Here is a 12,520-nt window from a genome sequence, read left to right on the forward strand (position 1 = left end):
CTCACTTCCGTCTGGCTTGCCGATGACTTGATCGTCTTGTCACCAGGCCGCGACCAGGGTGAAAACGCCCGCTCCGACCAGGGCGAAGGCCCACATCCGGTCGAGGTTGAACCAGGCCTTCCTGAGGATCACCAGGCCGGCGAACTCGTAGACGACGAGCGCGATCACCGTCGCCACGACGAACATGGACAGCGTGTGGATCCCGGCGACGAACATGCCGCCGGACAGGCCGTGGTCGTGGTGGCCGCTCTGGTGGCCGCTCTGGGGGATGCGCGTCAGCACGGGCAGCAGCATGAGGCCGGCGCCGTGGACGGACGACATGAGGAACGACCAGGCGGCGAGCTGCGGGAGCGACAGCCGCATGCCGACCCAGCGGAAGTGCCGCCTGGCGAGCAGGTGCCACAGGCCGAACCCGACGAGCAGGACGCCGGAGCCGATCCCGAGCGCCGAGCCGGTGACCAGGGAGCCGGTGGCGCTGACGGCGAGAACCACCAGCGCCACCGATCCGAGATGGCCCAGCGCGATGACCGGGAGAGACTGCAGCAGCAGGTCGCGGCTGCGCTCCTGCAGTCCCCGGGCGACGGCGAAGAGCCAGCCCATCGCGGGGTTGAGCCCGTGAAAGGCTCCGAGCAAGATGACCGCGGTAAGGGTCACGGGTAGCAGTAGGAGTCGGAGGACGCGTCTCCGCCCTGCAGCCGGGTCTGGTGCGGGCGCAGGCCGCGGAAGTCGTCGCCGTGCGGGAAGAACCGCTCGTCGAGGGTGAACGACGCGGTGTCCACCTTGGCCATCCAGGCGCCCACCCCATCAGGGTAGAACTGGTCGTCCCAGGAGCCGTAGAGCGAGTTGGTCACGTAGACCCGCTTGCCGTCGCGGCTGACCTCGACCATCTGCGGCCCGCCCGCCAGCCGCTCCGCGGGCGCGGCGGGATGGGCGGCCCGCCGTACGATCCCGCCGAGGTGGATCGAACCGGTCTCCACGGGCGCGAAGGGGTCGGACACGTCGTACTGCTTGAGCTCGCCGGTCCCCCAGCACGACACGTAGAGGTACCTGTCGTCGACGGACAGGTCGATGTCGGTGACGAGCGGCGGGACGGCGCCGAACGGCTTGAGCACGTCGGGCAGGTCGTCGGGCGAGGCCGGCTCGGCCGGGATGTCGATGACCTTCTTCACGGCCCAGCGGGAGCCCTCCTCGTACCAGACCCAGACGGAGGCGGACAGGTCCTCGACGCTGGTGACGACGCCGACGAAGCCGTACTTCTTGGTCGGGTCGTGGGCGGGCCGGAGCTCCAGCGTCATCTGGTACTGGTCGCCGAGGTCCACCTCCTGGACGTGCTTGCGCTTGCGGAGGTTCCAGAAGTGCAGCCGGTGGCCGTACTTGCGGCCGAGCAGCAACTCGCCGACCACGCCGTCCTCGATCATCGACGGCGTGCCCCACTCGGAGGTGACGAGCACGTCGTGGTTGATGTGCCACCAGAAGTCGTAGGCGAGGTACTGCGAACCCCTGTCGACCTCCCACCGGCCGAGCACCTCGAACGACGTGTGGTCGAGCAGGGCGATGCCGCCCGGCCCCTCCTCGCCGTACCCGCCGAGCGCCGAGACGTACAGCCCCTCGGGTCCGCAGTGGACGGTGTGCGGCCGCGAGTATCCGGCGCGCTTGCCCAGCTCCTCGGCCTCGATGACCTTGACGAGCTCGGGGCTGACCCGGTCCTTGGTGTCGTACACGTAGATCCGGGAGGACCGCAGGCCGGGGACGATCAGGTATCGCCGCTCGACGTGCGGGTGCGGCGCGTAGGGGCACAGGGCGCTGCTGCACGCGTTCCAGCCGAAGTGGTGCAGCTCGTCCCCGGTGTACGGAAGGTCCGTCCAGCCGACGACCTTCCCATAGGAAGAGGACTCGGGATCGGTGTCCAGCACGGCCAGCGCGTCCGGCTTCTGCGCGGAGCGGTCGAAGGCGGCGACATATGCCAGCTTCTCCGGCGGGGCCGCGGCGGCGTCGCGAGGAGAAGGATAGAACGTGGGATCCGGTTTCCAGAGCGTCATACGCCCAGGATCTTCCTACTTTTCCCATCGGGTCAATAGGCATACTGACGCTCTAGCGTGCTGTGACCACGGTCAGTAAACCGCTATAACAAGAGATATCGTTCTTTAGGGGAGCAAGGATGTTCTTTGGGATCACCAATATCTGGACCTACGTCGTCGGATCGTTCCTGATCATCCTGCTGCCCGGGCCGAACTCCCTCTACGTGCTGTCCAGCGCCGCCCGGCGAGGCGTCCGGTACGGCTACCGCGCCGCGTCCGGGGTCTTCGTCGGCGACTCCGTGCTCATGTTCCTTTCGGCGGCCGGGGTGGCGTCGCTGCTCAAGTCCACGCCGCTGCTGTTCTCCCTGGTGAAGTACTCCGGCGCGGCCTACCTGGCGTGGATCGGCTTCACCATGCTCCGCTCGGCGTGGAGGTCGTGGCGGGCTCCGGCCGCCGCCCAGGCGGACGCGCCAAAGGCGGACACGGCTCAGGCGGCCGCAGCTCAGCCGGCCGCGCCGTACGAGCAGGAGCGCCCCTTCCGGAAGGCGCTGGCCATCAGCCTGCTCAACCCGAAGGCGATCCTGTTCTTCGTGGCGTTCTTCGTCCAGTTCGTGGACCCGTCGTACGGCGCGCCCGCGCTGTCGTTCCTCATCCTGGCGCTGATCGTGCAGGTGTTCAGCGTGGCCTACCTGACCACGCTGATCTTCGGCGGCACCTTCCTGGCGAACCACTTCCGGCGCCGCCGCAAGCTGGCGGCGGGCCTGACCTCGGGCGTGGGCGCGCTGTTCCTCGGCTTCGGGGCCAAGCTCGCGACCGCCACCCTCAACTGAAAAGCGGGGTCACTCCCCGCGCATCTCGGCGAGGGCGTTTTCGAATTCGTCCATCGCGCGCTCGACGCGGCCCAGATTGGCCGACGGCAGCCACGCCATGACGCGGGCCACCCCGGCCTTCTCGCACTCCTCCAGAACCCGGGGATCCGACGGCGCCGACAGCATCATCACCTTGACCCGCCTGCCCACCTCCTCGGCGAGCCGGAACAACTCGGCGACCCGATCGAGGATGCCCGGGGAGTAGTTCGGCAGCCACGCGTCGCCGTAGGCCAGCACCCGCTCCAGCACGCGCGGCCCCATGCCGCCGACCAGCACCGGCGGGTGCGGCCACTGGGCCGGCTTCGGGTACGACCACATCGGATCGAACGACACGAACTCGCCGTGGTATTCGGCCTCGTCGTCGGTCCAGATCCGCTTCATCGCCTCGATGTGCTCCTTCATCACGGCGAAGCGCCGCCGCGGGTCCACCCCGTGATTGCGGGTCTCCGGCTCGTTCCAGCCCGCTCCCACGCCGAAGTCGAACCGCCCGCCCGTGAGCCTGTCGATGCTGGCCACGGTCTTCGCGAGACTGATCGGCTCGTGCTGGGGGACCAGGCAGACGCCGGTCCCGACGCGCAGCCGCGTCGTGGCGAGGCCCGCCGCGGTGCAGGCCACGAACGGGTCATAGGTGTGCCAGTATCTGCGCGGCAGCACACGGCCCCGATCGTCCTTCAGCACCTCGCCGCCCGGCGGGATCGGGATGTGGGTGTGCTCGGTGAACAGCAGGCCCTCGTGCCCTCGCTGCTCCACCAGCCGGGCGAGATCCTCAGGACTGACGGCGTCGTGCGTTGCGAAGTAGCCAAAACCAGAGTCCATGGGATCAAAGTAACCGGAGTGATGGCTGAGTCCGAAGCGACACCCGCCCGCGGACCGTAAAGCGGCGGCCATGCCGTACGGGAATGGGCGAGGGGCGGAGAGGTGCCGGAAAGGTCCCCATAAAGCGCTGAGGGTCGGGTACGGTAGGCCACCGGTAAAGGCCTGCCCAAGTGTTTTCGGCGACCCACGCCTGGGTAGGCGTCGTAGCTTTAGGGTCGGTCCTTCAGCCGGCCCGTTGGAGTGTCATGAACCACGCACCTCTCGCCCTGCCCCGGCTCACCGCGTTGATCAAGCAGGCGGTGCCGCGGCTCCTCGAAGGTGTGGTGGCTCCCCTCGCCGTCTTCTACGCGGCCCTCGCCCTGCTGGGCCTGAACGGCGCGCTGATCGCGGCGGTGGCGTGGGTGTACTCCGGGCTGCTGTGGCGGCTCGTCCGCCGCCGCCCGGTGCCGGGCACCATGGTCCTCGCCGCCATCGCGATCACCGCGCGCGCCGTCCTCGGGCTGTGGAGCGGCAGCGCCGTCGTCTACTTCATCCAGCCCGAGCTCGGCACGATCTGCATCAGCATGGTCTTCCTCGCGTCGGTGCGGATGCGCCGCCCCCTGGTCCAGAAGCTGACGCTCGACTACATCCACCTGCCGTCGTCCGTGCTCAAGCATGAGCGGGTCCGCAGGTTCTTCGCGCGGATCACCCTGCTGTGGGCGTTCGTCCTGCTGGCCAACTCCACGGTGAGCATCTGGCTGCTGCTCCACGAGTCGATCGGGACCTACCTGCTGATCCGGACGACGGCTGTAGCGGTCATCAGCAGCCTCGCCTTCGTCGGCTCGGCATGGGCCTTCCGCCGGGTCCTCCAGCGGCTCCACACCGAGACCCGTGTGACGCCCGCGCTCACCCGCTGACCGCTCCGCGCCCGGTCCCGTCTATCCGCCGGTCACGCTCATTCGCCGGCGGGAAGCGTGTGCGCCGGCACGGCGTCATCGCCACGGGAGTGCCAGGCGTCGAACGTCATCGCGGTCACCTTCCAGCCCTCCGCCTGCCGCGCGAGCCGGAACCGGTAGACGCCCCACACCTCCCACATGCCGCCGCCCAGATCGGCGTCGAGCAGCATGTAGGCGTATGCCTTGGCGGTCATCCCAGCCTCGGCGCCGTCGACGTTGACGGCGTAGTTGCCGACCATGTGGAAGCTCTGCTTCCTGGCGTGGAGCACCGTCTCCCATCTGTCCATGAGCTGCGCGGCGGTCACCCGGGCGGGCTCGCCGCCGTTCAGGTTGGGGAAGGCGACGTTCACCTCGTCGTCGAACAACTCCTGGCAGACGGGCCAGTTCTTCGCGTCCGCCGTGTCGAAGACGGCGTTGGCGACGTCCACGATCTCGGCCCGATCCACAAGTGCGGCGATCTCATCCATGCCGATCACTATGCACCACGGCGGGCGACCTCCGCACGAGGCAGGCCGCTTCCCCGCCCTCAAGTCGCGTGACAGGAGGAGCCCCTGATAGGAGGAACGGCCATGAGAACAGCACTGGTCACCGGCGCCTCACGAGGTCTGGGCGCCGTCATCGCCGAGCGGCTCGCCGCGGACGGCTGGCACGTCGCGGTCAACTACGCCCACTACACCGCGGGCGCGTCCGCCGTCGTCGAACGTGTCCTGGCCCGCGGCCACTCCGCGGCCCTGGCCCGGTTCGACGTCACGGACGAGGAGTCCGTACGGCAGGGCGTCGCCGCCATCGGGCACATCGACGTGGTGGTGAACAACGCCACCGGCCCGCACGCGCTGATGCCGGTCGAGAAGCAGACCTGGGAGGACCACCTCGGCCAGTTGCGATTCTTCGTCAAGGCTCCGCTGCTCATCCTGCAGGCCGTACTGCCCGGAATGCGAGACGCCGGATCGGGCCGGATCGTCAACGTGGGCAGCGAGGTCACCGACCTCGGCAATCCGGAGTACAGCCACTACGTGGCCGCCAAGGCCGCCATGCATGGGCTGACCCGGTCGTGGGCCCGCGAGCTGGGACCGTACGGGATCACCGTGAACACGGTCGAGCCGGGCTGGATCCCCGTAGAACGCCACGCGGGCATTCCTGCCGCAGAGTTCGACGGCTACCTGCGCGGCGTGGCGCTCGGGCACATGGGCGTGCCGCTCGACGTAGCCGAGGCCGTGGCCTTCCTCGCCTCCCCCGGCGCCCGTTTCGTCACCGGCCAGCGGCTGGCCGTCAACGGCGGCAAGACCATGACCTGAGCTGTTTCCTCCCGCCACCAAGGTGGCGGTGGGCATTAGTCCCGCGTTTTACCCCTGGACGCCGTTATGAGGCATTCCGGCAACAACGCCGTGTCTTCATTCAGCTGAAGGGAGGGCGCATGACTGTGCTCGCGGCCGGCGTGGCACTCCTGGGTTCTTTGTTCTTCGCCCTCGGGGCGGCGTTCCAGCAGCACGAGGCGTCGGGCGCCGCGGGGCCCAGCATGCGCGCGCTGCTGCGCAGGCCCGCTGGCTGGCCGGGGTGGGCGCGGTCGCCGTCGGGGGCCTGCTGCACATCTACGCACTGAGCGCCGGCCCGCTGATCGTGGTGCAGCCGATGGGGGTGGCGAGCCTCATGTTCGCCCTGCCGATCGCCGCCGCGCTGCACGGCCGCAGGCCCGCCCGCAAGGAGTTGGCGGGGAGCGTCGGCCTCGCGGGGCTCGTGCTGCTCGTTCCTCCCGCCACGCGGACCCCCGACCTGGACGGCGCGAGCGCCCTCGGGCTGCTCGCCGTCGCCGCTCTCACGGCCTTCGCCTGCTTCGCCGCGGCCCGGCGCTCCGGGGCCGCCGGCCGTACGGCACTGCTCGCGGTCGCCGCGGGCGTGATGTACGGCACGAGCGCCACGCTCACCCGCGTCCTGGTCGAAGGACCCAGTGAGCACCTGTGGTTCCTGGCCGTCCTCCCGTTCCCGGTGATGGCGGCCATGACCCTGCTGCAGCGGGCCTACGCCATCGGCCACTTCGCCGTGGCGTACGCCACGTTGCAGGTGACCGACCCTGTCACGGCGGTCGCCTGTGGAGCCCTGCTCCTCGGCGAGCCGCTGCCGGCCAACGCGGCCGCCGCCGTCGCGGCGGCGCTGCTGGCCGGCGCCGGCACCGTCGTCCTCGCCCGGACCACCCCGCTGACCGGTTGATCCCGCTGACCGGTTGACCGCGCTGATCGATTGCCCCCGCTGGCCGGTTGACCGCCTGAGAAGCCGCCGCCTCAAGGAGGTTCACGCACAGCTCATGGCGGGAAGAGGCCTTTGTTCAGTTAAAAATCGGTTAATGTCCGAGCATGTCCGGCGCATATTTTCCCCGAATCCAGACTGTCACGGGAGCCGTTCCCGTCGCCGAGATCGACGGGCCGGTGCTCCCCCATGAGCATCTGCGCACCGACACCCGCTGGGGAATCGGCGTGGATTCCGACCCGTACCGCTGGCTCGACGAGGAGACGTACGTCGTCGACGAGCTCAGGCGGCTCTCGACCGGCGACGGGCTGAGCCTGGTGGTCGAGCACAGCGGCATCGGCATGGCGCGCGACCCGGCCTCCCTCGCCCGCATCGCCATGGGCGGGCGGGTCGCCGTGGTCGCCGCCACGGGTTTCGCCGCCGAGCCGTTCTCCGGCGCGCTGATCCGGCAATACGGCGTCGAGGACCTCACCGCCGACCTGCTCCACGAGATCGGCGCCGGGCTCGACGGCACGGGATCGCGGCCGGGACTGATCGTGGCCACCGCCTGGGACGAGGCGCCCACCGCGGCCGAGGAGCGCGCGCTCGTCGCGGCGGCCCGCGCCTCCCTGCGGACCGACCTCCCCGTGTCCACGGAGGGTCTCGGGCTGCTGGAGCTACTGCTCTCCCAGGGCGTGCCCGCCAGGCGGCTGAGCGCGCGCACGGCCGACGTTCCGGCCCAGCGCAAGGTGGCGGAGACCGGCGCCTATGTGAGCGTGTCGAACGCCGAGCACGTCCTCGCGCTGCTCGACGCCGGCCACGCCGATCAGGTGCTGCTCAGCAGCGGCGTCTCCCGGCAGGGACACCTCGCCGAGTACGGCGGGCACGGGTACGGGCGGCTGTTCCGCGATCTCGTCCCCGCGCTCCACGAGGCCGGAGTCGACGAGGAGACCGTGCGGCTGATCACCCACGACAACCCCCTCCGCTGGCTGGCCGGCCAACCCTCGCCGTGATCATGCAGGGTTTCCCGGGAAGCTCGGGGACGTCGGGTTCCCCGGATCGTGATCATGCATGGATTCCGCCGTACGCGGTCTGATCAGGACCGACACTGTTCGTGATCATGCGGTGTCTGCCCATCGGGCGCGCCCTCGTCATGCATGATCACGCTGCACAAAGCGCCAGGCAGGACGGTGCGTGCCGGAACATGTGCATGATCACACAACACAAAGTGCCAGGTAGGACGGCGCGTGTGGGAATCCATGCATGATCACGCCGGGGGGTGGGGGCGGCCAGTCTAGGAGTCGAAGCCGAGGCCGAGGGCGTCGAGGGTGCGGAGCCAGGCGTTGCGGCGCCCCTGGTGGGCGTCGGCGCGGGAGAGCGACCAGCGGGTGAGCTGGATAACGCCCGACCTGACCGGTTCGGGCGGGAACGGCACCGGCTTGCGCCTGACCATGCGGAGACGGGTGCGCTCGGTGTCCTCACCGTTGAGGAGGTCGAGCATCACGTTCGCCCCGAAGCGGGTGGCCCCCACGCCGAGCCCGGTGTATCCGGCGGCGTAGGCGAGGCGGGAGCCGTACGCCGTGCCGAAGAAGGCGCTGAACCGGCTGCACGTGTCGATGACCCCGCCCCAGCGGTGGGTGAACCGCACGTCGCCGAGCTGGGGGAACGTCTCGTAGAAGTGCCGCGCGAGCGTCACGAACGTCTCGTCCCTCTGCTCGTACTCGGGCTTGACGAGGCCGCCGTTGTGGTAGACGGCGTCGTAGCCGCCCCACAGGATCCGGTTGTCGTCGGTCAGCCGGTAGTAGTGGAACTGGTTGGCCGAGTCGCCGATGCCCTGCCGGTTGCGCCAGCCGATCTCCGCCAGCCGAGCCTCCGGAAGGGACTCGGTCATCAGGGCGTAGTCGTAGACCGGCACGAGGAAGTGCCGCAGCCTGCGCAGCAGCGGGGAGAAGGCGCCCGTGCCCAGGGCCACCCGCCGGGCCTTGACAGTGCCCTGGGGCGTGGCCAGCTCCAGGAGGCCGCCGCCGTCCCTGAGCGACCGGGCGGGGGTGTGCTCGAAGATCCGCACCCCGAGCCGGAGGCAGGCGTCCCGAAGGCCCCACGCCAGCCGGGCGGGGTCGACCATGGCCGCGCCGTCGCGGTCCCACAGGGCGCCCAGGTAGGTCGGCGAGTCGACCTCGGCCCGCACCTGGTCGCGGTCGAGACGGTCCACGCGCAGGCCGAGCGAGGAGGCGGCGGCCGCCTCCTCGTCGAGCCCGCGAAGTTGCCACTCCCCCGTCGCGACATGCATCTCACCGGTCCGCTCGAACGAGCAGTCCACGCCGTGCCGGGCGAGGGACGCCTCGATCTCGTCGAGGTTCTCCCGCCCGAGCCGCTCCAGCGCGGCCATCTCCTCCGGCCAGCGTTCCAGGCCGTTGCCCAGGCCGTGGGTGAGGCTGGCGGCGCAGAAGCCGCCGTTGCGTCCCGACGCCGCCCAGCCGATCTCGCGGCCCTCCAGCAGGACCACGTCGAGCGCGGGATCGCGCTCCTTGGCCATCAGCGCTGTCCACAGGCCGGAGAACCCGCCTCCGACGACGGCCAGATCGGCGGTGACCTCGCCCGTCAGCCGCGGCAGCGGCTTGGGCGCGATCGCGCGATCCAGCCAGTACGGCTTGCGCTCCGCGTCAGCAAGCGCCCTCAGCGGATCCACACATTTCACTTCCCCACGAGCTGTACAAGCTAGACGGCTATACGACCTAGGCGCGGCGGCGTGCCAGGAGGGCGTTGCCCACGGCGATCAGCACGCCGGCCGCGAAAATGAGTGTTCCCATGACGTTGACCTGCGGCGGGATGCCCACCCGGGTGGCGCCCCAGATCCACAGCGGGAACGTCACCGTGCCGCCGGAGTTGAAGTTGGTGATCACGAAGTCGTCGATCGACAGCGCGAACGCCAGCATCGAGCCGGCCATCACACCCGGGAAGATCATCGGCAGGGTCACCAGGCGGAAGGTGTCCCAGGTGCCCGCGCCGAGGTCGCGGGCCGCCTCTTCCAGCGACGCGTCCAGCGTCATGACCCGCGCCCGCACCGTGACGGCGACGAACGAGATCGAGAACATGACGTGCGAGATCACGATCGTCCAGAACCCGAGCGGCACGGCGAGCGTGACGAACAGCGAGAGCAGCGAGGCGCCCATCACGATCTCGGCGCAGGAGATCGCCGCGAACATGATCAGGTTGGTCACGCCGGCCCCGCGGAAGCGGTAGCGGCCGAGCGCGAGGCCGATGAGCGACCCCAGCACTCCCGCGATCACCATCGTGAGCACGGCGATGACGATCGAGTTGACGAGGGCGTCGGTCAGGTCGCCGATCTCGAACAGCTTGCCGTACCACTTGAGCGTGAAGCCCTGCCAGGTGGTGTTGAACCGGCCGTGGGTGTCGTTGAACCCGAACAGGATCATGACGGCGATCGGCAGGACGAGCCATGCGATCACGAGCCAGGTGTAGATCTGGAGCCCGCGCCCCTTGAGCAGTCCCCGGTTCATCGGGCGGCCACCTCCAGCACGTCCTCGGTCCCGAGCGCCTTGGCATAGACGAAGATGCCGATGAGCAGCAGCGCCATCAGCGTGAACGACAGGGCCGACGCGACCGGGTAGTCCTGGTTGACCAGGAACTGGTTCTGGATGACGTTGCCGATCATCGTGTTGCTCGTGCCACCCAGGACCGACGCGTTCACGTAGTCGGACGTCGCCGGGACGAACGTCATGAGGACCCCGGCGAACACACCCGGCAGCGACAGCGGCAGCACGACCCTCAGGAACGTCTGCGTCTTGCTGGCGTACAGGTCCTGGGCCGCTTCGAGGACCCGGGGGTCGATGCGCTCCAGCGCGACGTACATCGGCAGCACCATGAAGGGCAGGAAGTTGTACGCCAGGCCGCCGATCACCGCGACGCCGGTGGCCAGGATGTGGAAGTCCTGCGGCACCAGCCCGGCGCTCTTCAGCGGGCCGAGGAGCAACCCGTTGTCGGACAGGAAGAACTGCCACGAGATCGTCCGCAGCACGAACGACACGAGGAACGGCAGCAGGAGCAGGAACAGATAGAGCGACTTGCGGCTGCCGCCCTTGAACGCGATCCAGTACGCCACGGGGAACCCGATGACGATCTGGATCAGCGTCGCGGCCAGGCCGTACACCAGCGACCGGATGATCTGGTCGTGGTAGTTGCTCAACCCGTCCACATAGCTGTGCCAGTTGAAGGTGAAGGCGAAGCCGTTCACCACGTCGCCGGACTGGAGGGACAGCGACAGCATGACCACGGTCGGGATGACGAAGAAGATCGCCAGCCAGAGCCCGCCCGGGAAGATCAGCGCGTACGGCGTCAGCGCCGTCCTCAGTCTGCTCATGACGTGGTGATGGACTGGAAGAGGTTCTCGTACTGCTTCTGCTCCGCCGTGGTCTTGAAAGAGCGGTAGGTGCGCAGCTTGGCGTAATCGGCGTCCGTCGGGAAGACCAGGGGGCTGCCGGCGACCGACTCGAGGAGCTTCTTGTCGTCGCCGGTGGCCTTGGCCGCGTCGGCGAGGACGACGTCCTTCGCGCCCGGGACCGGCGTGACGTAGTTGATGTACTCGGCGAGGTGGGCGGCGACCTGCGTGTCGTAGAAGAAGTTCATCAGCGTGATCGCGTCCACGGGGTTGGCCGCGGTCTTCGGGATCATCATGTTGTCGGTCCAGATGGTGGCGCCCTCCTCGGGGATCACGAACTTGAGGTCCGTGCCGTCGGAGACGTTCTTCTGGAAGATGTCGCCGGACCACGCCTGGCAGATCCAGATGTCGCCCTTGCTCAGCGGGTCAACGTACGACTGATCGTAATATTTCCGCACAATTCCGGCGTCGCGCTGCTCCTTGAGCTTCGCCGCCGCCTTCTCCCAGTCGGCCGGGGTCGACTTCTCCGGGTCGACGCCGAGCAGGAACATCGCGAAGTTGCCGATCTCCTGGGAGTCGGACATCATCCCGACCTTGCCCTTGTACTTCGGGTCCCACAGGGCGGAGTAGCTGGTGGGCGGGGTGTCGATGTACTTCGGGTTGTACGCGATGCCGGTCATCCCCGAGGTCCACGGGATGCTGTAGACGTTGCCCGGGTCGTACGACTCGTTCTTGTACCGGGCCCCGGCGTTCGCCGTGAAGTTGGGGAGCTTGGAGTGGTCCAGGGGGACCAGGTAGCCGAGCTCGACGAGCTGGGTGAACTGGATGCCGTTGGTGACGACCATCAGGTCGTAGTCGATCGTCTGCCCGGCGGCGAGCTGCGGCTGGATCTTGGCGAACCAGCCCGCGTTGTCCTGGATGACCTCCTTGTAGGTCACCGTGATCCCCGTCTGCTGCGTGAACTGCTGGAGCTCGGGGTGCTTGGGGTCCATGTAGAGGGGCCAGTTGGCGAAGTCGACGTGGCCGTTCTTCACCTTGCCCGACCAGTACTTGTCCACCTCGGACTGGGCCTGCGCCGAGGAGCTTGGCTTGGCCACGCCCTTGCCCTGCACACCGCAGGCGGCGAGCGCCAGACCGGCGGCGGAGAGCCCGGCCAGGCGCATGGCGTCGCGGCGGCCGACGCGGCCCTGGGTCAGGCCACGGAGGAAGGCGGAGTCCTGCCTGAAGGAGTCTGTCATGAGGTTCGTGCTCCAGGAAGTCGTG

14 protein-coding genes are annotated in these 12,520 nt (G+C 68.9%); 6 read left to right on the top strand and 8 right to left on the bottom strand.

Annotation, left to right across the window (positions count from 1 at the left end; all coding sequences use genetic code 11):
- Positions 1-39: 39 nt before the first annotated feature.
- Positions 40-654, bottom strand: a complete 615-nt coding sequence (locus tag ABH927_RS30405; protein ID WP_370027237.1) for a hypothetical protein — start codon at positions 652-654, stop codon at positions 40-42.
- Positions 651-2,039, bottom strand: coding sequence for a selenium-binding protein SBP56-related protein (locus ABH927_RS30410; RefSeq protein ID WP_370027239.1), 1,389 nt, complete (start codon positions 2,037-2,039; stop codon positions 651-653). Before ABH927_RS30410 ends, ABH927_RS30405 begins: the two co-directional genes overlap by 4 nt.
- A gap of 119 nt (positions 2,040-2,158) precedes the next feature.
- Here ABH927_RS30410 and leuE point away from each other — a divergent pair, with 119 nt between their 5' ends.
- Complete coding sequence (leuE, locus tag ABH927_RS30415) at positions 2,159-2,848, top strand: leucine efflux protein LeuE (protein WP_370027241.1); 690 nt, start codon at positions 2,159-2,161, stop codon at positions 2,846-2,848.
- Between the two features lie 9 nt (positions 2,849-2,857).
- Here leuE and ABH927_RS30420 read toward each other — a convergent pair whose 3' ends face one another.
- Positions 2,858-3,703 carry an LLM class F420-dependent oxidoreductase gene (locus ABH927_RS30420; protein WP_370027243.1) on the bottom strand — a complete coding sequence of 282 codons (846 nt, stop codon included), beginning with the start codon at positions 3,701-3,703 and terminating at the stop codon, positions 2,858-2,860.
- Between the two features lie 245 nt (positions 3,704-3,948).
- On the opposite strand from ABH927_RS30420, the gene ABH927_RS30425 reads away from it, so the two are divergent.
- Positions 3,949-4,599, top strand: coding sequence for a VC0807 family protein (locus ABH927_RS30425; RefSeq protein WP_370027244.1), 651 nt, complete (start codon positions 3,949-3,951; stop codon positions 4,597-4,599).
- Between the two features lie 38 nt (positions 4,600-4,637).
- Here the strand turns inward: ABH927_RS30425 and ABH927_RS30430 are convergent, their stop codons facing one another.
- Positions 4,638-5,105, bottom strand: coding sequence for a nuclear transport factor 2 family protein (locus ABH927_RS30430; RefSeq protein ID WP_370027246.1), 468 nt, complete (start codon positions 5,103-5,105; stop codon positions 4,638-4,640).
- Positions 5,106-5,207: 102 nt separating this feature from the next.
- Between ABH927_RS30430 and ABH927_RS30435 the strand changes: the two genes are divergently transcribed.
- The 4 genes from ABH927_RS30435 to ABH927_RS30450 all read left to right on the top strand — a co-directional run bounded on the left by ABH927_RS30435 (position 5,208) and on the right by ABH927_RS30450 (position 7,871).
- Positions 5,208-5,933 carry an SDR family oxidoreductase gene (locus ABH927_RS30435; protein ID WP_370027248.1) on the top strand — a complete coding sequence of 242 codons (726 nt, stop codon included), beginning with the start codon at positions 5,208-5,210 and terminating at the stop codon, positions 5,931-5,933.
- A gap of 119 nt (positions 5,934-6,052) precedes the next feature.
- On the top strand, positions 6,053-6,238 hold the full coding sequence (locus ABH927_RS30440) for a hypothetical protein (protein ID WP_370027250.1): 186 nt from the start codon (positions 6,053-6,055) through the stop codon (positions 6,236-6,238).
- Positions 6,193-6,843 carry a hypothetical protein gene (locus ABH927_RS30445; RefSeq protein WP_370027252.1) on the top strand — a complete coding sequence of 217 codons (651 nt, stop codon included), beginning with the start codon at positions 6,193-6,195 and terminating at the stop codon, positions 6,841-6,843. The genes ABH927_RS30440 and ABH927_RS30445 overlap by 46 nt, the downstream gene beginning before the upstream one ends.
- Before the next feature lie 143 nt (positions 6,844-6,986).
- Positions 6,987-7,871 (top strand): aryldialkylphosphatase, encoded by an 885-nt coding sequence (locus ABH927_RS30450; protein ID WP_370027254.1) that lies wholly within the window; start codon positions 6,987-6,989, stop codon positions 7,869-7,871.
- Between the two features lie 281 nt (positions 7,872-8,152).
- Here ABH927_RS30450 and ABH927_RS30455 read toward each other — a convergent pair whose 3' ends face one another.
- From ABH927_RS30455 to ABH927_RS30470, 4 genes are read right to left on the bottom strand one after another with little or no spacing between them, the layout of a single operon-like run.
- Positions 8,153-9,547, bottom strand: coding sequence for an NAD(P)/FAD-dependent oxidoreductase (locus ABH927_RS30455; RefSeq protein ID WP_370027256.1), 1,395 nt, complete (start codon positions 9,545-9,547; stop codon positions 8,153-8,155).
- A gap of 46 nt (positions 9,548-9,593) precedes the next feature.
- The gene (locus tag ABH927_RS30460) at positions 9,594-10,379 is read right to left on the bottom strand and encodes an ABC transporter permease (RefSeq protein WP_370027258.1); all 786 of its coding nucleotides are present in this window, start codon (positions 10,377-10,379) and stop codon (positions 9,594-9,596) included.
- The gene (locus ABH927_RS30465) at positions 10,376-11,239 is read right to left on the bottom strand and encodes an ABC transporter permease (RefSeq protein ID WP_370027260.1); all 864 of its coding nucleotides are present in this window, start codon (positions 11,237-11,239) and stop codon (positions 10,376-10,378) included. Before ABH927_RS30465 ends, ABH927_RS30460 begins: the two co-directional genes overlap by 4 nt.
- A complete protein-coding gene (locus tag ABH927_RS30470; protein WP_370027262.1) occupies positions 11,236-12,495 on the bottom strand; it encodes a spermidine/putrescine ABC transporter substrate-binding protein in 1,260 nt (419 codons plus the stop codon). The genes ABH927_RS30465 and ABH927_RS30470 overlap by 4 nt, the downstream gene beginning before the upstream one ends.
- Positions 12,496-12,520 lie beyond the last annotated feature (25 nt).

Origin of the sequence: Planotetraspora sp. GP83, from assembly GCF_041262585.1 — a bacterium.
Taxonomy (GTDB): Bacteria; Actinomycetota; Actinomycetes; order Streptosporangiales; family Streptosporangiaceae; genus JAOEGB01.